This is a genomic window from Pseudomonas sp. FFUP_PS_473, assembly GCF_002858665.1.
Classification (GTDB): domain Bacteria; phylum Pseudomonadota; class Gammaproteobacteria; order Pseudomonadales; family Pseudomonadaceae; genus Aquipseudomonas; species Aquipseudomonas defluvii.
The window spans coordinates 54,429-77,956 of the sequence record NZ_PJQQ01000002.1 but is presented as its reverse complement, the minus strand read 5'-3'; the positions used below and the strand labels follow the sequence as shown (position 1 = coordinate 77,956).

At 55.0% G+C, this 23,528-nt stretch carries 19 protein-coding genes, 1 other RNA gene and 4 pseudogenes; 8 read left to right on the top strand and 16 right to left on the bottom strand.

The features are described 5' to 3' along the window. Positions 1-320 precede the first annotated feature (320 nt). The gene (locus CYD26_RS01690; protein WP_102051676.1) at positions 321-1,328 is read right to left on the bottom strand and encodes a hypothetical protein; all 1,008 of its coding nucleotides are present in this window, start codon (positions 1,326-1,328) and stop codon (positions 321-323) included. A 497-nt stretch (positions 1,329-1,825) separates the two neighbouring features. Between CYD26_RS01690 and CYD26_RS01685 the strand changes: the two genes are divergently transcribed. Continuing rightward, a complete protein-coding gene (locus CYD26_RS01685; RefSeq protein ID WP_178081682.1) occupies positions 1,826-5,452 on the top strand; it encodes an Eco57I restriction-modification methylase domain-containing protein in 3,627 nt (1,208 codons plus the stop codon). A 246-nt stretch (positions 5,453-5,698) separates the two neighbouring features. On the opposite strand, the pseudogene CYD26_RS01680 reads toward CYD26_RS01685, so the two are convergent. The 6 genes and pseudogenes from CYD26_RS01680 to CYD26_RS01655 all read right to left on the bottom strand — a co-directional run. Next, a pseudogene (locus CYD26_RS01680) lies at positions 5,699-5,947 on the bottom strand (transposase domain-containing protein); the annotation flags it as partial. Positions 5,948-5,992: 45 nt separating this feature from the next. After that, a complete protein-coding gene (locus CYD26_RS01675) occupies positions 5,993-7,531 on the bottom strand; it encodes an IS66 family transposase (protein WP_102051674.1) in 1,539 nt (512 codons plus the stop codon). 18 nt (positions 7,532-7,549) lie between these two features. Further along, positions 7,550-7,909 carry an IS66 family insertion sequence element accessory protein TnpB gene (gene tnpB / locus CYD26_RS01670; protein ID WP_256587929.1) on the bottom strand — a complete coding sequence of 120 codons (360 nt, stop codon included), beginning with the start codon at positions 7,907-7,909 and terminating at the stop codon, positions 7,550-7,552. An 82-nt stretch (positions 7,910-7,991) separates the two neighbouring features. Beyond that, positions 7,992-8,291, bottom strand: a complete 300-nt coding sequence (locus CYD26_RS25380) for a hypothetical protein (protein ID WP_102051673.1) — start codon at positions 8,289-8,291, stop codon at positions 7,992-7,994. Beyond that, a pseudogene (locus CYD26_RS25375) lies at positions 8,288-8,524 on the bottom strand (integrase); the annotation flags it as partial. The gene CYD26_RS25380 and the pseudogene CYD26_RS25375, both read right to left, overlap by 4 nt. 353 nt (positions 8,525-8,877) lie before the next feature. Then, positions 8,878-9,354 (bottom strand): Bro-N domain-containing protein, encoded by a 477-nt coding sequence (locus tag CYD26_RS01655; protein ID WP_102051672.1) that lies wholly within the window; start codon positions 9,352-9,354, stop codon positions 8,878-8,880. Between the two features lie 352 nt (positions 9,355-9,706). Between CYD26_RS01655 and CYD26_RS01650 the strand changes: the two are divergent. After that, positions 9,707-9,902 (top strand): annotated as a pseudogene (locus CYD26_RS01650) (hypothetical protein). Next, positions 9,892-10,176 (top strand): DNA-binding transcriptional regulator, encoded by a 285-nt coding sequence (locus CYD26_RS01645; protein ID WP_177442425.1) that lies wholly within the window; start codon positions 9,892-9,894, stop codon positions 10,174-10,176. Before CYD26_RS01650 ends, CYD26_RS01645 begins: the two are co-directional and overlap by 11 nt. 36 nt (positions 10,177-10,212) lie before the next feature. Here the strand turns inward: CYD26_RS01645 and CYD26_RS25370 are convergent. The 7 genes and pseudogenes from CYD26_RS25370 to CYD26_RS01610 all read right to left on the bottom strand — a co-directional run. Beyond that, positions 10,213-10,425: pseudogene (locus tag CYD26_RS25370) on the bottom strand (integrase); the annotation flags it as partial. Between the two features lie 73 nt (positions 10,426-10,498). Next, positions 10,499-10,890: a transfer-messenger RNA gene (ssrA, locus tag CYD26_RS01635) on the bottom strand. 124 nt (positions 10,891-11,014) lie between these two features. Further along, a complete protein-coding gene (locus CYD26_RS01630; RefSeq protein WP_102051671.1) occupies positions 11,015-13,825 on the bottom strand; it encodes an FAD-binding and (Fe-S)-binding domain-containing protein in 2,811 nt (936 codons plus the stop codon). Continuing rightward, positions 13,822-14,493 carry a lactate utilization protein C gene (locus tag CYD26_RS01625; protein WP_065758239.1) on the bottom strand — a complete coding sequence of 224 codons (672 nt, stop codon included), beginning with the start codon at positions 14,491-14,493 and terminating at the stop codon, positions 13,822-13,824. The genes CYD26_RS01630 and CYD26_RS01625 overlap by 4 nt, the downstream gene beginning before the upstream one ends. After that, positions 14,493-15,947, bottom strand: a complete 1,455-nt coding sequence (locus CYD26_RS01620) for a LutB/LldF family L-lactate oxidation iron-sulfur protein (RefSeq protein WP_102051670.1) — start codon at positions 15,945-15,947, stop codon at positions 14,493-14,495. Before CYD26_RS01620 ends, CYD26_RS01625 begins: the two co-directional genes overlap by 1 nt. Continuing rightward, a complete protein-coding gene (locus tag CYD26_RS01615) occupies positions 15,944-16,768 on the bottom strand; it encodes a (Fe-S)-binding protein (protein ID WP_102051669.1) in 825 nt (274 codons plus the stop codon). The genes CYD26_RS01620 and CYD26_RS01615 overlap by 4 nt, the downstream gene beginning before the upstream one ends. Positions 16,769-16,918: 150 nt before the next feature. Then, positions 16,919-18,607 carry a lactate permease LctP family transporter gene (locus tag CYD26_RS01610; RefSeq protein ID WP_065758242.1) on the bottom strand — a complete coding sequence of 563 codons (1,689 nt, stop codon included), beginning with the start codon at positions 18,605-18,607 and terminating at the stop codon, positions 16,919-16,921. A gap of 254 nt (positions 18,608-18,861) precedes the next feature. Here CYD26_RS01610 and CYD26_RS01605 point away from each other — a divergent pair, with 254 nt between their 5' ends. After that, positions 18,862-19,629 carry a GntR family transcriptional regulator gene (locus CYD26_RS01605; RefSeq protein WP_065758243.1) on the top strand — a complete coding sequence of 256 codons (768 nt, stop codon included), beginning with the start codon at positions 18,862-18,864 and terminating at the stop codon, positions 19,627-19,629. A 50-nt stretch (positions 19,630-19,679) separates the two neighbouring features. Here the strand turns inward: CYD26_RS01605 and smpB are convergent, their stop codons facing one another. Continuing rightward, entirely contained in the window at positions 19,680-20,162 is a 483-nt protein-coding gene (gene smpB / locus CYD26_RS01600; RefSeq protein ID WP_065758244.1) for an SsrA-binding protein SmpB, read from the bottom strand. Between the two features lie 114 nt (positions 20,163-20,276). Between smpB and CYD26_RS01595 the strand changes: the two genes are divergently transcribed. The 3 genes from CYD26_RS01595 to CYD26_RS01585 are packed head-to-tail and all read left to right on the top strand — an operon-like array spanning position 20,277 to position 22,432. Further along, positions 20,277-21,680: a sodium-dependent transporter gene (locus CYD26_RS01595; protein ID WP_102051668.1), complete on the top strand. Its 1,404-nt coding sequence runs from the start codon at positions 20,277-20,279 to the stop codon at positions 21,678-21,680. Between the two features lie 7 nt (positions 21,681-21,687). Further along, on the top strand, positions 21,688-22,122 hold the full coding sequence (locus tag CYD26_RS01590; protein ID WP_065758246.1) for a type II toxin-antitoxin system RatA family toxin: 435 nt from the start codon (positions 21,688-21,690) through the stop codon (positions 22,120-22,122). Beyond that, positions 22,115-22,432, top strand: a complete 318-nt coding sequence (locus tag CYD26_RS01585; RefSeq protein WP_065758247.1) for an RnfH family protein — start codon at positions 22,115-22,117, stop codon at positions 22,430-22,432. The genes CYD26_RS01590 and CYD26_RS01585 overlap by 8 nt, the downstream gene beginning before the upstream one ends. A gap of 52 nt (positions 22,433-22,484) precedes the next feature. Here the strand turns inward: CYD26_RS01585 and CYD26_RS01580 are convergent, their stop codons facing one another. Further along, positions 22,485-23,006 (bottom strand): outer membrane protein assembly factor BamE, encoded by a 522-nt coding sequence (locus CYD26_RS01580; protein ID WP_065758248.1) that lies wholly within the window; start codon positions 23,004-23,006, stop codon positions 22,485-22,487. A 97-nt stretch (positions 23,007-23,103) separates the two neighbouring features. Between CYD26_RS01580 and fur the strand changes: the two genes are divergently transcribed. Continuing rightward, complete coding sequence (fur, locus tag CYD26_RS01575) at positions 23,104-23,508, top strand: ferric iron uptake transcriptional regulator (RefSeq protein ID WP_065758249.1); 405 nt, start codon at positions 23,104-23,106, stop codon at positions 23,506-23,508. The last annotated feature ends 20 nt before the right edge of the window (positions 23,509-23,528 follow it).

Sequence of the window (23,528 nt, the reverse complement as noted above, 5' to 3'; positions counted from 1 at the left end):
TTTTTGTGCGGCAGCTAACAGATTGGCAGTTCCGGTATTCAATCAACACCGGAACGTGGGTAGGCATGGGGGCAGGATCAATTAGGCTTGGCTACCGTCGCGGCATCCTTACTTAGGGTCTGTATAAGAAGTATTGAGACGAAGGTCAGGCAAGGCGAAAACAGCCGAAGAAGCGGAGTTTACGGGTTGTAAATGAGCATTCCGAGGCTGTTTTCAACGCAGCATCACCGAGTATCAAGGCTTTTCGTACAGAGCCTAGCGTGAGCCAGAATGAAATGCCCGCCGACTGAGGCGAGCATTTTGGGCACTTAAAGTTTCTCTCAAATGGGGACGACGCGATATTTAAGCGGTAGATTAAACTTCTGCTGCAAGCATTTTAGATACGTATGATCCTCGGGTGACAGAGCTTTGCGTCCAACAGCAATTAAGGTAACCCGTTTGGAATCCGCATCATGCCATGGATAGTAAAATCCGTACTCCAGTAGTTGCCCCAGTGCCAATCGAAGCACAGTGCGCGGTACAAGGTCGGACTTGATTTCAAAAAGGATTCGCTCGCTGGGTGTTTCGACAGTGATGTCTACAAATTCTTTCTCGCAACTTATATCCGCACTCGGATATTCGGCCTTTAACTCGTCTAACAATTTTGCCTGAATGATCCCGTGCTCCGGTGTACACAACTTTCCAGCAGAGCCACTTCGATAAAATGGCTTTTGATTCAGTGCATCTGGACGACCACTCCGCCCCCGAAGGATTCGATCAACACGAGGGGCTTGGGCATCGCTTTTTATCTCGTTGAATTGGTAGCGTCGAAGGGTTCGTACGTATTCATCCTTTTCGGCATAGGTGCCTGCTGGATACCATCGCACATTCTCCTGGCGGAAACGTACGTTAATCATTCCGTTGACCCAATTCGGATTGCCTAATGTAGAGACATCTCCATTCACAGCCACAATATCGGCCTGCATCTCGGCTAGCCAGCCATTGGCAACAAACTGAGCATGGATTGCCTCGGATTGTGAGTAGCTGAGGCATTCACAATCCAGAATCTTCGCGACATATCGTCGTTGAGATCCTGGCTCACATGTATAAAGAGTGACGTCAACCGCTTCTTCCATACCCGCAAATGTTGAGCGGCTGTTATTTACACCCTGCAAAAAACCATACTGCCAACCATCAATTTGCCAATCAAACCGAAACAACCATTCTTCGTGACCGTAACCGAACCTGCGTGAAAAAGAGGGTGGGCGAGCAAGCTCAAGCAACTGCGCCTCGCCAGTGGGACGTCGCCATCCTTGTGAGTTGAAGCAGATCCTAGACAGATACTCCATGGATTTCGCCTTACGCTGTTCAAAGTGATCAGAATTAAGCCACCTTTGAAAAGTTCTGCATAGCTGTATTCTCAAAGTAACGCCTGCAGTAGATTTGAGTCCAGCGACGGCTTCTGGTCGTTACTCTCCAACTGGGAAGGGTATCTAAGCATCGCAAACCGTATCTCCCAGACGGCAGCAATCGGCCAAAATCGGCCTCGTTAAGTAAGGGTTACACTCATTTTTCTCGACCACCTATTGTCGTGGCCTGTCTTCGCTAGTAATGTTGACGGCAAAAGCAGAAATCGTGTAATTAGTGCTAAAGGAGCAGCGCGAAATGCAGGCCATAATTTACATTCCTTTTTTGAAGCTCCCAATCGGCAGCATAGAACCTTCTAGTTCAACAACCTATTTATTTGTCACCAAAAACACGCCACCCACCGCCGTGTATGACCGTTGAATCCCTCAATACGTTTACCATTAGCATTCAACGCACAAAATAAAACCGAGATCTGCAAATGATTTTAAATGAGTTAAAACCAAAACAAGCACTAAACAAATCTTTTCTAAAAACAAAGCCAAACAGAATTGAAATTGAAAGCTTTAAAGCAAACATTTTGGCACTGCTCAGCGCAATAAATACTACAGAGAGCGAGGAATTCCATAAAAATCTCGTCAGCGACTTTCTAAAGAAGACCTATTACGATCCAGCGTATTATATAAATACGAAAGGGCGAAACGATCTTGTTATTCATAACGGCAACACTGCCAAAAGTTCGGTCGGCGTAATTATTGAAGCTAAGAAGCCGACAAATAAAGCTGAAATGATGACCACTAAAAAACTGAACGTTAAAGCGCTTCAGGAATTGGTTCTTTACTACTTGCGAGAGAGAGTCACGCATAACAACCTTGCAGTAAAGCATTTGGTGGTAACAAACATAAATGAATGGTTCGTTTTTGACGCCGTATTGTTTGACAGACTTTTTGCCCAGGACAAAAACCTCTTAAAGCAATTCAGTGACTTTGAAGGAGGGCGATTAGCAGATACTAAAACTGACTTTTTCTACAAACAGATTGCGGAGCCTTTTATTAACAGCATTTCCGCAGAGATAGAATTCACGTACTTTAACATTCAGGACTATAAAAGACCTCTAAGCAACAACAAAGCAGATGATAACTTGCTGATTGCTTTGTTCAAACTGCTATCACCAGAGCATCTTTTGAAACTCCCATTTGCCAACGATAGCAACACCCTAGACAAACGCTTTTACAGCGAACTGCTGCACATCATTGGTTTAGCAGAAACCAAGGAAGGCAGCAAAAAAATAATAGGTCGCAAAAAGGAAGGTGAAAGAAACACAGGAAGCATTCTTGAAGATGCCATCATTCAAATTGACAGTCTAGACAAACTCAACAGACTTGAGCGTCCTAGCCAATTTGGTAGCACGCAACAGGATAGACTGTTCAATGTTGCCCTCGAGCTGTCCATTATATGGATAAACCGAATTTTATTTTTGAAACTATTGGAAGCACAACTCATAGCTTATCACAAAGGTGATAAATCATATTCGTTTCTCAATCTTGATAAAATCAAAACCTACGACGATCTCAACAGCTTATTTTTTCAGGTATTAGCACGCAAATACAATAATCGAAACGAAGATGTAAAGGAGATTTTTGAAAAAGTACCTTATCTCAACTCTTCTCTATTTGAACCAACAGACATTGAGCAGGTTACTTTATTTATCAGCAACCTGAAAGATCATAAAACCATTCCTATAATCCCCTCCACCGTTCTAAAAGATCAAAATGGGAAAAGGCGAACAGGGAATTTAAATACGCTCGCATATCTATTTGAGTTTTTAAACGCGTACGATTTCAGCAGCGAAGGCTCAGAGGAAATTCAGGAAGATAACAAAACACTGATAAATGCTTCGGTGCTCGGATTAATTTTCGAGAAAATCAACGGTTACAAAGACGGTTCATTTTTCACTCCTGGTTTCATTACGATGTATATGTGTCGCGAAACCATTCGTAGAGCCGTTGTGCAGAAATTTAATGAAGCAAAAAAAATCAACTGCACAAGCATTGAAGAGCTTTACGACAAAATTGAAGATCGAAATGAAGCCAATCAAATTATTAATAGCATTAAAATATGTGACCCTGCTGTTGGCTCAGGTCACTTTTTAGTTTCGGCGCTGAATGAAATAATTGCAGTAAAAAATGACTTGAAAGTATTGCAGGATCGTGAGGGAAAACGTCTAAAAGAATACCAAGTGGAAGTAGTCAATGATGAATTAATTGTTACCGATGAAGATGGCGGGCTATTTGAATACAACCCAAGCAACAAAGAGAGCCAGCGCATACAGGAAGCGCTTTTTCACGAAAAACAAACAATCATTGAAAACTGCCTTTTTGGTGTTGACATCAATACCAACTCGGTGAAAATTTGCCGCTTGCGCCTGTGGATTGAATTGTTAAAGAATGCTTATTACAAAAATTCGACTGAGCTTGAAACACTACCAAATATCGACATCAACATAAAATGTGGCAACTCATTGGTTAGCCGTTTTGCCATTGATGCCGACATGAAACAGGCATTAAAGAAAAGTAAGTGGACGATTGACCGCTATCGCATAGCTGTTGACACGTATCGCAATGCTGAAAGCAAAGAACAGAAAAGAGAAATGGAACTACTGATTGCCGAAATCAAATCGGATTTCAGAAGTGAAATTTCATTAAACGACCCGAAGGTGAAGAAGCTACGAAGAATTACAGACGAGCTTTTTCAATCGATTAATCAGCATCAGCTCTTTGAAATGAGCAGAAAGGAAAAAGCTGATTGGAACAAAAAAAATCTGCGACTGAGCGAAGAAGTAAAAAAATTAGAGTCTGAAATAGAAACAATTAAAGCCAACAAAATTTTCGATAACGCGTTTGAATGGCGCTTTGAATTCCCTGAAGTACTAAATGATGCGGGAGACTTTGTCGGCTTTGATGTGCTCATTGGAAATCCGCCCTACGGCTCATTATTCAGCGAAACTGAGAAGCTATTCATAAAGAGCAACTATGAGTTTTGCGACTATCAGCTAGATATTTACATGACATTCTTTGAGCGCTCTTATAAGCTACTCAAAGAGTTTTCTCAATTGTGTTTCATCGTCCCCAATACCTGGCTGCTCAATCTCAAAACACCTAATGCCAGAAAGCTACTTTTCACTAACTTTAACACCTATAATGTAAGAGCCTATAATTTCCCGGTATTTGAAGAGGCAGTAGTTGATACGATAATAGTCAGCGCAGAAAAGAAAAATGATTTAATTGGCTACATGTCGGCTCAAATCATTGAAAAATCCGGCGACACTATTGAAAATCAGTTCCCCAAGAATGTACTTGCAGAAACTTATCAAAACTACGTAAACATCTACCTTTCTGAATTCGCATCAAAAATTGATTTCAAGCTCTCCAAGTTACTCAAGCTTGATAATATTTCAACAATCACTCAAGGAACAAAACCCTTTCAAAAAGGTAAGGGCAAGCCGAAGCAAGACGAGAAAACACTGCAGGAAAAACCTTTTGTCCAGACCTTCAAAAAGGATGAAACATTTAGGCCGCTGCTACGTGGCAGCTTGATAAACAAGTACGTAACAACTTGGGATAATGATTACTATATCAGCTTTGGGGACTGGCTAGCGGAACCAAGATATTCTGCTAACTATGATGCAAATGTCAAAATTGTCATTCGCCAAACAGGTAGCTCACTAATAGCAACAATTGATAAATTCCAATTCATCGCAAGAGATAACTTGTACACATTAATTTCAACAAGCCCTGATTACTCAGAGTACATTATTTTGGCTTGCTTGAATTCAAAGCTATTGAGCTGGTATTACCAGAATATTGTAAATAACGAAGTAGGTGAAGCACTGGCCCAGGTGAAAAAGGGGCATTTGGGCGTACTACCCATCCCAAATTATAATTCTTTAGCTTTCGATGAAATGGAGAGAGCTGTCAAGAATATATTAGATCTCAAAGAAGCTGATAGTTCTGCAAACACATCAGACTTAGAAGCCAAAATAGACCAGCTTATTTATAAGCTGTACGGCCTGACCGAAGAGGAAATTAAAATTATTAGTCGCACTTAAGCGAGTGCGCTCCGACCACAGGCCTTATCAAATTTACATAGCAATATACCTAGTCGGACGCGCGAAAGTGCTCCGGTTAGCTATGCGTTAAGAGCGCAATTTTTATTGAAATTTCGTTCATGAAGCGCTTACTTGTATACGATGCTATCACTGTGATTAGTGACATGAACCTGTAAATCGCCCTTATCGCAGAGAAACACAGTAAGCGATCCATAAACCTCACCTACCGCAAGGTGAGGTTTCAGCTTACCGTGGCATTACTGGCTTACAGTTCCACGGCAACAACGCTTCGTAGTCACCAACTGTCGACGCATGCGGCAACTGTTCCAGTGCGTGGCGCAGCCACGCATAGGGCTCTTGGCCGTTGGCTTTGGCGGTTTCAACCAGGCTGTACAGTTGTGCGCTGGCTACCGCGCCTTTCGGCGTGTCGCTGAACAACCAGTTTTTCCTGCCGATCACAAACGGGCGGATGGCGCGTTCGGCAGCATTGTTATCGTATGCGATCCATAAACCCCACCTGCCCATCAGCGGGTTAGCGGTTTACTGTGGCATCTCTGGCGAGCAGTTCCACGGCAGCAGGGCTTCGTAGTCTGCTACTGAGGAAGCGTGCGGCAGTCGCTCCAGTACGTGGCGCAGCCACGTATAAGGCTCCTGGCCGTTGACCTTGGCGGTCTCGACCAAACTGTAGATCTTCGCGCTGGCACTGGCACCGTTGACGGTATCGCTGAGCAGCCAGGCCTTGCGCCCGATGACAAACGGCTTGATCGCTCTTTCGGCGGCATTGTTGTCGATGGGCAAGTAACCCGCTTCGACATAGCGTTCCAGCCGGCTCCAGTTATTCGCCAGATAATGCACGGCCTTTCCCAACGCACTTTGGGCTGTCACCTGCGACTGGGTTTTATCCAGCCAACTTTTCAGTTGCGCCAGGATCGGCAGGCTCTTTTCCTGACGACCGATAAATCGCTGTTCATCGCTGACGTCCTTGAGCTCCCGCTCGATGCCGTACAGCTTGTTGATCATCGTCAGCGCGATATCGGCCCTTCCCGTCTTCCCCTTGGGCTGCACTTTTTGCGCGTCCACGAACTTGCGTCGTGCATGGGCCATGCACGCCAGACGCTCCACGCCCGGCTGCAACGCCAAGGCGTTATAACCGGCGTAATCGTCGGTCATGACATAACCGCTGTCCAGCAAGCGCAGCGGCACCTCCTGCGCACGACTGGACGTGTAGTCAAACAACACGACTTTGCGATCCGGCGGGCCACTGGCTTGTACCCACATCCAGGATTGACTGGTCGGGTCTCGATCCGGTTCTTTCAGCACCTGCACGCGCGTTTCATCGCAGTGGATGACCGGGCTTTCCAGCAGTCGATCACGCATCAAGTTGATCAGCGGCTGGAAGTATTCGCTGCACTGGATAATCCAGCGAGCCAGCGTTTGCCGAGGGATCTCGATACCGTGGCGGCTCAGCACACTTTCAAACCGGTGCAACGGTAAACCGTCGACATACTTGGTGGTCAGCAGCATGGCCAATACGCTCGGGCTGGCCATGCTCTTTTCGATCACTTGCGCAGGTTTGTCAGCTGTCACCGGGGCTGCTTCGCAGCCCCGGCAACCATAGACCTTGCGGATATGTTTGATGACGCGGATCTGCATCGGCACGATGTCCAGTTGCTCGCTGGTCTCTTCGCCGATGGCGTGTTTGCGGCAACCGCAGGCACAGGTCAGTTCGTGTTCGGGCAGTTCGTGGATGACTTCGATACGCGGCAAATCAGCCGACAACGGCTTGCGTTTGCCACGGCGAGGTGTCGGTGCAACGACTTCTTCATCGGGGTCACCGACTGAAGGCATTGGCTCGCTTTCGGGCTCATTGAACAAGGCCAGTTGCGGCGTATTGGGTTCCACGGTTTGCTCGGACTTGCGCCCAAACAGACGGTCGCGCAACAACTTGATCTGTTCTTTCAGGTCGACAATGTGGGTCTGGTAAGCCTGGGCGGATTCCTCCTGGCGAGTGAGCGCCTCAAGCAGCAGTTGCTTGAGCAAGACAGGATCATCAGGAAGGTCATCAGGCAGAGAAATCATGGCCCGGATTATACCGGGTCATGCCACGTAGCGCGGGGTCAAAACTTGATGAGGGCGGTTGCGCCAGAGATCAAAACCGTCGAGCAACCAGTTCAGTTCCTGAACGCTGAGGACAATCGCCTTGTCCATGGCATCGGGCGATGTTTTGAAACGCTCCGACTCCAGGCGTTTGAGCCAAAGACAGAAGCCGTTGCGCTCCCAGTACAAGATCTTCACACGGTTGCGGGATTTGTTGAGAAATACGAAGAGCACGGGGTCGGACACCGCCACCTTGATATCCAGCTCGACCAGCGCGGCGAGGCCGTCGATGGATTTTCGGAAATCGACAGGTTTGGGATAGAGATAGACTTTTTCGACTTTGGCGTCGGGTCGCATCATGGCGAGGCTGGCTCCAGAAAGAGATCGGGAGCACAGCATCAGGCATCAGCTTTTCGCTTTGAATGTGGGGTTTGTGGAGCACTTACGATATTCCAAAGCACCGCCCATAGTATGTGAATACCCATGGTTTTTCTAGTCGGCGAGCGAGGAGGCGTACTGTTAGCAAGTAGTAGTAGCGCGTCGAATCACCGCATGAGCCTAGGTGATGCTCGAGAAGCCAAACCACATGCTTTCTCTGCCAAGTCCAAGGTGTCTCACGCTGCCAGCGCTCTGCTATCTCTGCTTGGATATGCTTTGCCTGTCGTAGATGACGTTGCCGCATCGCATGTGATCCGGTCAACACACCGGCGAGGAAAAGCTCCATGTCGAATGGCTTGCTCATGTCTGTCCTCCAATGTAGGCAGCGACCACGCCGATCCGACCTTGCCCCAGCTCATAGCTAATTTACCTTCGCGCCGCACGATCAAGGTTCCGATCTACTTGGCAGCAGTGACCGCCGTTGATGGGCGCGCGGTGCTTTGTGATTAGCTCATAGCGTTCATACGCGAACGCCGCCCTTAGCTCATGAAAACCCTTGAGGTTGTGAGTCAAGTGCAGTCCATTCCGTGGGCTGCGGCACCATCATCCGCATCGCTGCTGCGGGTGACACGGGCGTGATCTGCCGTAGCCGTACGGTGGATAACTTGGCTGCGATCACGTTGGGCGTGACTGCGCGCCTAATTGGAAGCGAGCGCGCATGGGCAGGGAGCACCAGGGTATGGCGTAGCCTTGAAGGTCCTAGCTACCTGGCCTGATGATCGCTTGTCGTATTTTTTTGTGAGCCCCTGAGGGCGCGAAGGCAAAGCCTTCCTGTCCTCTGGGGCTTGGCTTTAAAAGCCCAGCGACAGCAGAAAAATAGTGGCGACTGTCGCGCCACTGCGGCCTATGAAAGTTGCACAGCGTTGCTAGATGGACCGTGAGAAGTCAATTTACCGACTGAGTCCGTTGGCATGCTCGACTGATGGCATCAGCATTGGCATATCCCGCCATTGAATCCAGGCGGTGTTTTGCCAATGCAAAAGACTCACGGAACGACCCGCCCAATGCAGCGTGGTGAGCGTTGGCCCATTCTCTGCTGTGGAGGCTGTGGTTCTTCGTAGTGCGGGGATGACGTCATGCGTCAACCACTGTCGAAGGTTTCGATTTTCAGGGATCTGGTGGTAGATCATGAGTGCATACATGCCGGACTCGCTCACCATCAACGTATCCTGAATTTCCCCGTGGTAGTTCAGCGAGAGAACACGATACTGGTCGGTGTCGAGTTTGCGAATGAGGCGCTCGTTCAGGGAGTAGCCCATAAGCCTGCCGAGATCGACAACGCTAAACCAGGCTTGAGCATCGAGTATCAATGCATGGATGAAACGATTGTTGCGCGTGAACCGCGTGGGTTCGAAATGCTCGTTCATTTTGAATTTTCCACTAGAGGTGATAACACCGCCTCCTGACGCCAATCAGGGTGGGCGGAACCGTATGGGTTGGCGTACCGGCTAGTCGGACCCCGGCGCATCCGAAGATGCCCACATACGGCCCGCCCATAACAGGCAGCCACATGCAGGACACGAAAAAGCCGCGACAGCGGCTTTTGTGTCTTCCGAACCAGACAGGACGCCAATCCTGTATCGCTAATGGGTAGCGATGCATAGACCTTACTGCTTGATGCCTGCAAGAGCAAGGTCCTGGAGGCGCTGGTGCTCGGCATTGCAAGCATCCGACCAGCGAACCGTGCACCGCTATACGGCCTTGCCGTACGTTTTTGCCATGTACACGATCATCGAAACCGAGATATTCAAGCGTTACGCCGAATCAATCTGGCGTGATGACGAGCGCTAGGAATTCATCACTTGGTTGGCGGCAAACCCGCTGGCTGCTGATCGCTTACACCAAGGCGAAGTTCGACAACTTGCCGACAGCCTTCCTGAATCAATTGAAAGAGGAAATCAGTAATGGACCATGAAATGGAAAGCTTTCAGAAGGACTTGCTGGCTTCGGTACGTCAAATGAAGGCTGGCAAGGCCGCACGCACAACCGAGGTGAAGCTTTCGGCTGCGGCTGAGGCCCGTGCCAAAGTCGGCGTGTCTCAAAGTGCATTCGCGGAGCTACTGGGCGTCAGCCTGCGCACGCTGCAGGATTGGGAGCAAGGTCGTCGGCGACCTGCCGGTGCGGCACAGACCCTGTTGCGGGTTGCCAGCCAGCACCCGGAAGCGTTGCGAGACCTCCAGGCCATCTGACAGCCCGTTCCATCACCGCCAGCGACGGTTGTCCGATCAACGAATCGGTACGACGTTACCGCTTCGGCCGCCGTGGATAGCCGTAACCGATAGATTCCCTTTCGCCGCTTTTTGGATGTACTCGCTCCACCAAACCATCATCGGGCGCCGACGCTCGATGTAGTCCGCTCGGATGTATGCGCTTCGGACTTCGACTTTATCGACGTGGGCGAGGGCGACTTCGATCACCTCCGGGGCCCATCCATGTTCGCAATAAAAAAGCCGTAACGCTTCGATTTCTCTAGGCTTTACGGCTTTTTTGGGTCTTCCTGGGAAGACAAATTGGTGGAGCCGGGGGGATTTGAACCCCCGTCCGCCAGTACTCCGCTGTCGGTACTACATGCTTAGCCGTGTCTATTAAGTTAACCCTCAGCGGCCCGACGGGCAGGGTGCATTGGGCGAGTTGTGTAAGTTTTAGCCACTTCGTCCACAACGTACTACGCGGCGATCCTGTTCTGTATGACAATCACTTCGGGTTTACAGGCATCCCCTGGTGATTGCTGGAGCCGAAGCTACCAGAAGAGCGGGCTCAGCTGCTTACGCAGCGAGAGCGTAGCCCTCGTAGGTTTCGTCATTGGCAACTATAGAAAGTTGCAACAGTGGATTTACGAGTTCTGTTACCAACTCGGCATGCACCTAGAGTTTCGCTACCGGCGTCGAATCCTAATCGGCCCCATTTGCTGCTCTAGCTGGAACGCTTTCTAGGCGTTCACAGGGGAGTATACGCTTTCGCTGGGGTAACGTCGACTGTCTGCTGGAACCCTGGATCGCCGGCCAGGCTGGCGATCCAGGGTTGCACTCAGATAGCCCGGGCCCGTGTCACCCGGTCCACCAGGTAGACCAGGCCGTGGTAGTCGATGCCGCCATGGTTGGACAGCCCGATTTCACAGGTGCGGCTGGTGGAGATCCCTTCGCTGCAATGCTGCACGGCATCCTTAAGGCTGCGCAGTGAGTGGGCATTGAGCTCCGGTGTGGTAAAGCCTTTGTCGCCAGCGAAACCACAGCAGTGAATGCCTTCCGGAATCACCACCTGCTTACTGCAGCGCCGCGCCAGGTCGATCAGTGCCTGGCTTTCGCCCAGGTGCTGGGTGCTGCAGGTCACGTGGACGGCAATCGGTTCGTCCTGCGGCGTGAACTCCAGTTTGTCGACCAGGTGGGTGCGTATGAAGCGCACAGGGTCGTACAGGTCCAGCCGTGTGTCGGCCAAGTCCTGAACCAGGCGCAGGGTGCAGGGGCTGGTGTCGCAGTAGATGGGGTCGAGCCCGCCGCGGCTTGCATGCAGCAGCGCGCTGATGAGTTCCTGGCGTTTGTGCTCGGCCTGCTCGGCGTAGCCCTTGGAGGCAAAGGGCTGGCCGCAGCAGAGGCCGTCCTGATTCTCGGGGAAGACCACCTGGTAACCGGCCTTTTCCAGCAGCGCGCGGGTTTTGTCCAGCAGAGAGGTCTGTTCAAGGTCGCCCGCGGCTGGGCCCATGACCCGCGAAACGCAGGCGGCCAGGTACACCACGCGGGGGCGGGTATCGTGGCTGCTCGGGCTGAAGCGCATGGCTTTGAGCGGCTGCGGCATGGCTGCCGTCCACTGCGGTATACGGCCCTTGCTGAGCTCGCTCAGTGTGGTGCTGATACGGGCCAGGCGCGGTGCGCCGAGCAGCTTGCGTGCTGTATCGGCGGCCATCAGGGTCAGGCGGGCACCACTGAGCGCCGAGTGGAAGTGCTCGGCCAGCCAGTCCGCGGTTTTTACATGCTGTGCCGCCTGGCCGCGAAGTTTCTTCACCAGTTCGCCCGTGTTGATGCCTACCGGGCAACGCTGTGCGCACAGGCCGGTAGCGGCACAGGTATCGATGCCTTGGTACTGGTAGTCGCGCTCCAGTTCTCGGGTATCAATGCCGGCGCGCTTCTTGGCCTGGATGTCACGCCACATGACGATGCGTTGCCGTGGGCTGAGGGTCAGCCCCTTGGACGGGCAGACCGGCTCGCAGAACCCGCACTCGATACACTTGTCGACGATTTCGTCGGCCGCCGGCAACGGCTTGAGGTTCTTCAGGTGGATCTGTGGGTCTTGGCTGAGCACCACATCCGGGTTGAGGATGCCGTTGGGGTCAAGCAGGCGCTTGAGCGACCACATCAGTTGGTAGGCGTCCTCGCCCCATTCCAGTTCGACGAACGGTGCCATGTTGCGCCCGGTGCCGTGCTCGGCCTTCAGCGAGCCGCCGAACTCGACGGCCACCAGGTGCGCCACGTCGTCCATGAACGCCTGATAGCGTGCGACTTCCTCGGCGCTGTTGAAGCCTTGGGTGAAGACGAAGTGCAGGTTGCCTTCCAGTGCATGGCCAAACAGGATCGCTTCGTCGTAGTGGTGTTTGTCGAACAGGGCGATCAGGCGGTTCACGCCGATGGCCAGTTGTTCCACCGGGAAGGTCACGTCTTCGATGATTACCGTCGTGCCGGTTTTGCGCACGGCGCCGACGGCCGGGAAGGTGTCTTTACGAATAGCCCAGAGTTTGGCGTTTTCCTTGGCGTCTTCGGTGAAGTCAACCTGCTTTTCCACTGGAAACGGTGTCAGCGAGGCCATGATCTGTGCCAGTTGCTCATGCAGCAGTGCCTGGCTGGCAGCGCGCGACTCGATCAGCAGCGCGCAGGCGCTTTCCGACAGTTGCTGGACGAAGGCCGGCATTCCCGGTTTGTCTTGCACTGAACGCAGGCTGCGACGGTCAAGCAGCTCGACGGCTGAGACGGGCTGGCTCTTCAGGACGCTGACGGCGGTGCAGCAGGTCTCCACATCCGGGAAGACGATCAGAGCCGAAGCCTTGTGCGGGTGGTCGATGACGGTGTCGTAGGTGACCGCACTGATGAAGCCCAAGGTACCCTCGGAGCCGACCATCAGGTGGGAGAGGATATCCAGCGGCTGGTCGTAGTCGATCAGGGCATTGAGCGAGAGACCAGTAGTGTTCTTCAGGCGGTATTTGTGGCGGATTTTCGCAGCCAGTTCGGTGTTGGCGCGTGTCTCGCGGCCAAGCCGGGCGAGTTCGTCCAGCAGTGCGGCGTGGCTCTGCTCGAAGGCGCGGACGCTGGCTGGGTCTTCACTGTCCAGGCGCGTGCCATCGGCCAACACCAGGCGCATGCCGGCCAGCGTGTGGTAGGTGTTCTGGGCGGTGCCACAGCACATGCCGCTGGCGTTGTTGGCGACGATGCCGCCTATCTTGCAGGCGTTGATCGAGGCCGGGTCAGGGCCGATCTTGCGCCCGAAGGGGGCCAGCCAGGCGTTTGCCTGCGCGCCAATCACCCCAGGTTGCAGACGGATCTGCTGGCCCTGGGTGCGGATTTCGCGCCCGTTCCAGTTGTCGCCCAGGACGATCAGCACCGAGTCGCTGATGGCTTGCCCGGACAGGCTGGTGCCCGCCGCTCGGAAGGTCACCGGCACGTGGTCACGTTGAGCCAGTTTGAGCAGGGCGACCACCTCATCTTCTGACTCGACACGAATCACCAGCTTGGGGATCAGTCGATAGAAACTGGCGTCGGTACCGAAGGCTAACGTTGAGGTTGGATCATCGAAGCGGCGGTCCTTGGGGATCAGCCGCTGAACGTCGTGCAGAAACGTGGCAGGCAGGCTCATTGGTCCTCCAGGATCAACACCACCAAGTCTTTCGGGCCGTGGGCGCCGTAGGCCAGTACCTGCTCGATGTCGGCTGTTTTCGAGGGGCCGGAGATCAGCAGGGCGTTGGTCGGCATGCCGGCGGCCCAGGAAAACTTCTGTTGGACCTCGTAGAAGTTGTCATGGATTTCGCTGGCCTTGAGCAGGGCGAAATGCACCGGTGGCACCAGGCTCATCAAGCGTGGTTCCTGCGGGGTTGGCCAGACGATCAGGCTGCCAGTCGCGGCGATTGCGCCCAAGGTACCGGTGAGGCTGGCCGGGGTGTCATTGAACAGCTCGGCCTTCCACTCTTCCACGGGCCGGTCGTAGGCCTTGAGTGGCGGCAGGTCGCTGCATTGCTGCCAGTAGGCCGACAGCTGCTGGCCGTGAGCCGTGGCCGGGGCGATCAGCAGGCTTGGCAACTGGCGCTCGCGCATCAGTTGCGCCACACGCTGCGGCCAATCGGCAGCGGTCGTCAGGTGGATTTCGGTATGCACCGCTTCCATCAACTTGCGCAGTTGGGCAATCCGTTGCTCGGGAGCATAGCGCCAAGGTTCGGTGACCAGCGCTTCATCGAAATTGTCGGCCAGCGGTGTGGTGCCGCTGAGGCTTTTGCGCAGTTTGGCGAGGATGTTCTGTTTTGCGCTCATCAGTGCTTGTCCTGCTTGGCCAGGTGTTCACGCGCCAGCTCATGCAGCGAGCGGGCAGCCGGTTTCGGGGCGCTGTGGTTCTGTGTCCAGGGGCCGACGTTGTTCGGCACCCACTGGCGCAAGCGGGTGGCGAAGAAACCGAACAGGCGGTAAAGCCCAGGCGATGTATTCAGGCGAACCCAGAAGTTCCAGATCATCCGTTCTTTGCGTGAATACTTGCTGCCTTGGCCACGCATGACTTGATGCGGGCTGTCCGGCGCTTTCACGTTTTCTTCGCGCAAGCGGCGCAACAGGGCCGGAATCGGGATCTTCACCGGGCAGACTTCACCACAGGCACCGCACAGCGATGACGCGCTCGGGTGGTCTGGAACCTTGGCCAGGCCGACCATGTGGGGGGTGATGATCTTGCCGATAGGGCCGGGGTAGACCTCACCGTAGGTGTGGCCGCCAATGCGGGTGTAGACCGGGCAATGGTTCATGCAGGCGCCACAGCGGATGCAGTTCAGGGTCTGGCGCAGTTCGCTGTCGGCGAAGGCCTGGCTGCGGCCGTTGTCGAGCAGCACCAGGTGGACTTCCTGTGGGCCGTCGAGCTCTTCTGCCTTGCGTGGGCCGGAGATCATGTTGACGTAGGTGGTGATCGGCTGGCCAAGCGCGGAGCGGGTCAGCAACGACAGCAGCGGCACCACATCGCGCAGGTTCTCGACCACTTTCTCGATGCCGGTCACGGCAATATGCACCGGCGGCACGGTGGTGGACATGCGCCCGTTGCCTTCGTTTTCTACCAGCAGCAAGGTGCCGGTTTCGGCAACGGCGAAGTTGACCCCGGAGACGCCTACATCAGCCTCGAAGAACTTTTCACGCAGCACCCGGCGGCCGATCTGAATAAGTTGGTCAACGTCCTTGGTGTACTCCACGCCAAGTTTGTCGTGGAACAAGGACGCGACCTGGCCGGCATTCTTATGGATTGCCGGCATAATTATATGAGAAGGCTTCTCGTGGTCGAGCTGGACGATGAACTCGCCCATGTCCGATTCCAGGCATTCAATGCCCTGTTCAGCGAGGACATGGTTCATCTCCATTTCTTCGCTGACCATCGATTTGCCCTTGATCACTTGCCGGGCCTCGTGAGCCCGGATGATCGAGAGGACGATGCCATTGGCTTCGTCCACCGTTTCCGCCCAGTGTACCTTCACACCGTTGCGAGTCAGGTTCTGTTCAAGCTGCTCGAGCAAGTCGGGCAGCTTGGATAATGCACGAGCGCGAATGGCGTTACCCAATGCGCGCAGATGCTCACGTTCATGAGCATCACTGAAGGCCACGGCGCGCTTGGTCATCAGCGAGTCCATGGCACTGCGGAAGTTGTTCCGCAGTTGTTGATCGCCCAGGGCCTTGTGAGCCCGATCGCGAAAATCGTCCTGCACCTCGACGGTCGGAATCAGCGATGGCGTGCTCATTGACCACCCCCGGTACGTTGCCAGAGGAAGCTGGCCAAGTGTTGACCGCGTAGCGCTTCACGCTGTTTTTCCAGGGCGCCGTTGATGTTCATCAGGCAACCGCAGTCGGCGCTCACCACCTGGTGGGCACCGGAGTCTTTCAGGGCGCGGGTCTTGTCTGTGACCATTGCACCGCTAATGTCTGGCATACGGACGCTGAAGGTGCCGCCAAAGCCACAACATTCGCTTTCATGGTCGTGTTCGACCCGTTCCACATTACCCAGTTGTGCCAGCAGCGCACGCCCGTGTACGTGGGTGTTCATTTCCCGGCGTGCCGAGCATGACGTGTGCAGCGCCACTTTGACCGGATTGCCGCTGTCCTGCAGTTGTACCTTGCACACATGCAGCAGGAACTCGGCCAACTCATAGGTACGGGCCGCAAGCGCCTTGACCTGTTGCAGCGTGGCCGGTTCGTCGTGGAACAGGTCCGCATAGTGTTCGCGAATCATGCCCGCACACGAGCCCGACGGGACGACCACCGGATAATCGCCGGCAAACAGCGCCAGTTGCGCCCTGGCCACTTCCCGGGCCTGCTCGGTGTAACCGCTGGTGTAAGCCGGTTGACCACAGCAGCTCTGGCCTTGGGGGTACTCGACACGAATGCCCTCACGCTCCAGCAGGCGGATCGCGTCCATGCCCGCTTCCGGGTAGAACAGATCGACCACACAGGTACCGAACAGGTAGACCTTCGCGGGTTTGTGTTGTGGGTATTCCCGTGGTTGGGGCAGTGGCGGTGCGACGCGGGTGGCGTTAGGCACGGCGTTGTAAAACAGGTCGCTCATCAGGCGTGTCTCCGGGTGGGCCCGGTTATCCATCCTGCGTGCTGCCGGCACTTTATCCAGCGAAGCTTTCGGCAACCTTGCAGGCGGGGTTGTTGAACAACTGGCGCGAGCGTGCCCGCGCCAGGTTTATTGCATCAAGCGTAACGTGAATCAGTGCACCAGCATGCCGGTCAGCCAGTACGCCTGGATCAGGGTGATCAGGCCGACGATGGTGGCAAAGAACAGGCTGTGCTTAAGCGTGAAGCGGAACAGATCCGACTCTTTGCCGACCAGGCCGGTGGCGGCGCAGGCGACAGCGATGGACTGTGGCGAAATCATCTTGCCGGTAACGCCGCCGCTGGTGTTGGCCGCAACCAGCAGGGTGTCGTTGACCCCGATCTGGTGTGCGGTGGTGGCTTGCAGCGAGCTGAACAGCGCGTTGGACGAGGTGTCCGAACCGGTCAGGAATACGCCCAGCCAACCCAGGAACGGCGAGAAGAACGGGAACGCAGCGCCTGTACCGGCCAGCACCAGAGCCATCGTCGAGGACATGCCCGAGTAGTTGGTGACGAAGGCAAAGGCCAGCACCATGCCAATCGAAAGAATAGGCCAGCGCAGCTCGTAGAAGGTCTCTTTCAAAGTGGTCAGACCAGTTTTGACGTTGATCTTCAGTACCAGCATCGAGATCAGGGCAGAGAAGAAAATCGCCGTACCGGTGGCCGAGATCGGGTCAAGTTTGAACACCGCCGGGATCGCCGTTGGGTTGGCAACGATCGGTGCGCTCTTGATGACCAGTTGATCCAGGTGCGGGATGGCAAAGTTGAACACCCAGCTGTACATCGAGCCGCCAGCGGCGAACATCGCCTTGAACGGTTTCAGGGTCCAGATGGTGACCAGCACGGTGAGGATCAGGAACGGCGACCAGGCTTTGAAAATTTCACCCAGGCTGTAAGGCGACGGCTGGGTCGTGCGTGGCTGACCAAAGCCACCAGCGCTCTGAACGGCAGCCGCGCCCACGCTGGCGTTGGCGGTTGCGAACGAGCGCTTGGGCTGCCAGACCTTCAGGAACAGGGTCAGGGAGATCAGGCTGGCCAAGGCCGAGGTGATGTCCGGCAGTTCCGGGCCGATGAAGTTGGAGGTGAAGTACTGAGTGACGGCGAAGCTCAGGCCGGCGACCAGCGCTGCTGGCCAGGTCTCTTTGACGCCGCGCAGGCCGTCCATCATGAACACCAGCCAGAACGGCACGAACATCGACAGCAGTGGCAGTTGGCGACCGGTCATGGCGCCAATCTTGAACGCGTCGATGCCGGTGACTTGTCCGGCCACGATGATCGGGATGCCCAAGGCACCGAATGCTACTGGCGCGGTGTTGGCGATCAGGCACAGGCCGGCAGCGTAGAGCGGGTTGAAGCCCAGGCCTACCAGCAACGCTGCGGTGATGGCCACAGGCGCACCGAAGCCGGCCGCACCCTCAAGGAACGCACCGAAGCAGAAGCCAATCAGCAGCACCTGCAGGCGTTGGTCGTCGGTAATCGACAACACCGAGCTGCGGATGACTTCGAACTGACCGCTCTTGACCGTCAATTTGTACAGGAAGACGGCGGCGACGATGATCCAGGCGATGGGCCACAGGCCATAGGCAAAGCCATAGCCGGCGGCGGCGAACGCCATGTCGGCAGGCATCTGGAACGCAAAGATCGCCACCAGGATCGACAACGCCAGGGTAATGCTGCCAGCGATGTGGCCTTTGAGGCGGAATACGGCCAGAGCCAGGAAGAAGAACACGATGGGGATGACTGCCGCCATAGCGGACAAGCCAAGACTGCCAAGCGGACTGTAGATCTGTTGCCAGGTTTGCATATGGGGTGGCCCCTAATTGTTGTTGGTCGTGCGCTGACAGTTGGTTAATTGGTAATACCAATTTACAATGTCGTGGCGCTAGGTTAAAAGCCGTGCCGGGGGTGTGTCAATTTGCCTCGGCGAAACTTTCGTATCAGGGCGTAGGAAAAGACGCCTGAGTGGCCTGGAAAGATGCAAACTGATGGGTGTCGATCGGGTGTGGATACGCCAGAATAGGCGGCTCCGGAGGTGCCCGGGATAGTGGAGAGTACGTGATGGTTTTCGATCAGGTCCGCCAGCGCCGTTTGTCCGATGACATCGTCGAACGGCTTGAGGGGATGATTCTTGAAGGCACTTTGACTGCTGGCGAGCGATTGCCGGCCGAGCGGTTGCTGGCTGAGCAGTTTGGTGTTTCACGGCCGTCGTTGCGTGAAGCCATCCAGAAGCTGGTGGCCCGAGGCATGCTGGTGAGTCGCCAGGGTGGCGGTAACTACGTGGCTGAGTCGCTGGGCTCGACGTTCAGTGATCCATTGTTACTGCTGCTTGAGAATAATCCTGAAGCGCAGCGTGATCTGCTTGAGTTCCGGCACACCCTGGAGGCCTCGTGTGCCTACTATGCGGCGATTCGTGCAACCGAGGTTGATCGCGAGCGACTGAAAGCCGCCTTCGATGCGCTTCAGGATTGCTACGCCCGTGCCGATGAAGTCAGCCGGGCCGAGGAGGGGGCTGCCGATGCGAGTTTTCACCTGGCGATTGCCGAGGCCAGCCACAATGCTGTTCTGCTGCATACCATTCGTGGGTTGTTCGACTTGCTCAAGCGCAACGTTGTGACCAACATTGGCGGTATGTACAAGCAGCGCAGCGAGACACGCGACATGCTGATTGCTCAGCACCGTGATTTGTATCTGGCGATTGTCGAGGGGCGTGCGCAAGATGCCCGTGAGGTGTCTAGCCGGCACATTCTGTATGTGCAGGAAGTCCTCGAAGAGGTGCGTCAGGAAGTGCAGCGGGTTGCCCGGGCCGAGCGCCGCAAAGGCCGCTAGCCAGCCGCTTTTCAGGGGCCGGCCATGCCGGTGCCAGGGTGTGGCGGGCGTTAGTCTTCCCGGCCCTTGCTGCGCACTGCGCGCTGCAGTTCGCGGTCGGAATCACGCTCGCGCTGGGTATCGCGCTTGTCGTATTCCTTCTTGCCTTTACCTAGCGCAATTTCGCACTTGATCAAGTGCTTGCTCCAGTAGATCGACAAGGCGACGCAGGTGTAGCCCTTCTGCTGCACAGCCGCATGCAGGCGCTCGAGCTCGCGGCGGTTGAGCAGCAGTTTGCGGGTACGTGTCGGGTCGGCAATGACGTGGGTGCTGGCCGTGGTCAGTGGCGTGATATGGCTACCCATCAGCCATGCCTCGCCATCCTTGAGCACCACGTAGCTGTCCGTCAGGTGCGCCTTGCCGGCACGCAGACTCTTTACTTCCCAACCGGCCAGGACCAGACCGGCCTCGAACTTGTGCTCGATGAAGTAATCGTGTCGCGCCTTTTTATTCTGCGCGATGGTCCCTGTTGGGTGTTTCGTTTTTTTAGCCATAGGGGCGGCATTATAGGCAGTCGCTGCGCTGTCGGCTACGGGGTTGCGGTGCGCTTGAGCCGCCGGAGTGAATCCCGGACAATGCGCGCTCTTTTTTCTGAGTTGAGTGTGTCGATGTCGACGGACAAGGTTTCTGTCCATGGTGGCTGGGCCAGTCGCTGGGTATTCGTGCTGGCGGCGACAGGCGCAGCGGTAGGCCTGGGGAGCATCTGGAAATTCCCCTACATGGTCGGGGTTTACGGTGGGGGTGCCTTTGTCCTGGTTTTCCTTGCCTGCATCGCCTTGATCGGTATTCCGGTGATGCTGGCCGAAACCTTGATCGGGCGGCGTACCCGGCAAAGCCCGGCCAATGCCTTGCGTGATCTGGCAGTTGAAACCGGTCACTCGCCGCGCTGGTCCTGGTGGGCCTTCGCCGGCATGCTTACCGCATTGTTGATTCTCTCGTTTTACAGCGTTGTGGGCGGGTGGTCGTTTGACTACATCCTCGACATGGGGCGGGGTGATTTTCAAGGTGTGACGGCCGACCAGGTGGGCGCCTACTTCAATGGTGTGATCAGTGATCCTTGGCGCCTGGTGCTCTGGCACAGCCTGTTCATGGCGCTGTCTGCGGTCGTGATCGCCAGGGGTGTTGTCGCCGGGCTGGAGCGCAGCCTGCGCATCATGATGCCGCTGCTGTTTCTGCTGCTGGTAATCCTGCTGGGCTACAGCCTGACCACCGGGCACTTCATGCAGGGCGTGCACTTCATGTTCGACTTCGATCCGTCGCGCCTGATGGATGGCCTGCTTCCAGCCATGGGGCATGCGTTCTTCTCGCTGAGTGTCGGTGTCGGTTCTCTGCTGATTTATGGCGCATACATGCCGAAGCAATCATCGATTGCCGGTACGATTGTCTCGGTGGCCCTGCTTGATACCTTTGTATCGTTGCTTGCCGGCCTGGCGTTGTTTCCAATTGTGTTTGCGGCCGGTTTGAACCCCAGCGAAGGGCCAGGGTTGATGTTTGTCGCATTGCCATTCGCCTTCGGCAATGTGGCCTTCGGCCAGTTGATGGGCGTCGTATTCTTTGTTCTAGTGGCAGTGGCAGCCTGGAGTTCGGCAATTTCACTGCTTGAGCCAATGGTTGCCTACCTGGTTGAACGTACGGGTGTGCGGCGTGGCTGGGTCACCACGTGGCTGGCATTCAGTTGCTGGTTGGTGGGCCTGGGCACGGTGTTCTCGTTCAACGTCTGGCAGCAGGCAAAGTTCTTTGTGAGCGATGAAAGTGGCTTTCGGCTCTATGAATGGGGCGCCAAGGCCGGCCTGGACTTTTTCGGGGTGATCGACTTCTTTACCTCGCGCATCATGTTGCCGCTGGGTGGTTTGTGCTTTGTGATATTCGCGGGTTGGATCATGGGGCGTGAGGCGGTGCGCGAGGAATTGGCCATGCGCAGCCCGCTGCTGTTTGCTCTGACCTTCTTCTTGATGCGCTATGTGGCGCCCCTCGGCATTCTGATTGTGTTTGCCGCTCAGCTTTGGAAGTGACGCCTGGATGACTACCCATATTCAACGTTCGGCCCTGCTGCCTTACCCTGCCCAGGCGCTTTACGATCTGGTCAATGACGTGGCGCGTTACCCGGAGTTTCTGCCTTGGTGTTCTTCGAGCACGGTACTTGAGGCCAGTGATACGCAGATGCGCGCCAGCCTCGAGGTTGCCAAGGGTGGCATGAGCCAGCGCTTTGTGACGCGTAATGTGCTGGTGCCCGGGCAGTCGATCGAAATGAACCTGGAGGAGGGGCCGTTCAACCAGTTGCACGGTGTCTGGGTGTTCAAAGCATTGAACGAAAAGGCCTGCAAGATCAGCCTTGACCTGTCGTTCGACTATGCTGGTCCGCTGGTGCGGGCCACCTTGGGCCCACTCTTCAATCAGGCCGCCAATACCCTGGTTGATGCGTTCTGTCAGCGGGCAAAGCAACTCAATGGCTGAGACGATGCTTGAAATTGAAGTGGTCTATGCAACTGCCGAGCGTCAGTGGCTGCTGGCGTGCAGTGTTCCAGAAGGGACTTCGGTGAGCGAGGCGGTGCGCCTGTCCGGCATTGCCGAGCAGCTTGCAGGGGTCGACGTGAGCGAGTGCCCGTTGGGTATCTTTGGGCGTGTCGTGCCCAATCCGGCTGAGCGCCTGGTCGAGGCAGGAGAGCGTATCGAGTTGTACCGGCCGCTGCTGGTTGACCCTAAAGAGGTGCGCAAGCAGCGTGCAGCCAAGGTGGCTCGGGTGTTCAAAAAAGCCAAGCGCTAAAAACAACGGATATAAAAAAGCCCGGAATGATCCGGGCTTTTTTATGTGTGTCTTACTGCGGCGAGGTGTCCAGCGGCTGTTGCACGGGCACCGGGATAACCTCGATGGTATCCACGTCGCGTTGCAGCTTCTCTTCCAGCGAGCCGGCTTTGGCGGGCTTTTCTTTAGCCGCTTCGTTGCCGCGCGCCGGGCTGATGGTGGTATTGCCGTCGCTCCCCAGGATCTCCTGGTCACGGCTCACGCCTGGCATAAAGTCGCCGGACAGGTTGGCCAGTTGGTCGTTCTCGTTGAAGAAAACGCTCATGCGTTCCTGCTGGCGTTGGCCGCCACCAGGTTGCAGGCTGTACAGGTAGTCCCAGCGATTAGGGTGGAACGTGTCCTGAATCAGTGGGTTGCCCATGATAAACCGCACTTGCCGGCGGGTCATTCCCGGGCGCAATTGGTCTATCATGTCTTGCGTTACGACATTGCCCTGCTGGATGTCGATTTTGTAAACCCCGGGGAATGAACAACCGGCGAGTGCGAGCAGTCCCACAAACGTGAGGCTGGTTAGCAAGAGCTTGGTGTTTTGCATCGGTGGGCGACTTCCACTATCTTGGCTGGACAACGTAAACCCCGATCATACCCGTATTAAGAGAAGCTGCGAAGCAGCATCGGCGAGAAAGCTGACCATGGTTGAAAATAGCGAACTACGCAAAGTCGGTCTCAAGGTGACCCTGCCTCGAGTCAAAATTCTACAGATGCTTGACTCAACCGAGCAGCGTCATATGAGCGCCGAGGACGTCTACAAAGCGTTGATGGAGGCAGGCGAGGACGTCGGCTTGGCCACTGTTTACCGGGTGCTGACCCAGTTCGAAGCGGCAGGCCTGGTGGTCCGTCATAACTTTGATGGTGGTCACGCGGTATTCGAGCTCGCTGATGGCGGCCACCACGACCACATGGTCAATGTGGAGTCCGGTGAAGTGATCGAGTTCTTCGACAGCGAGATCGAAAAGCGCCAGAGAGAAATTGTTGCCGAGCATGGCTTTGAGCTCGTGGATCACAATCTGGTGCTGTATGTGCGCAAGAAGCGTTAATCGTTTCCAGCATTAAGGCA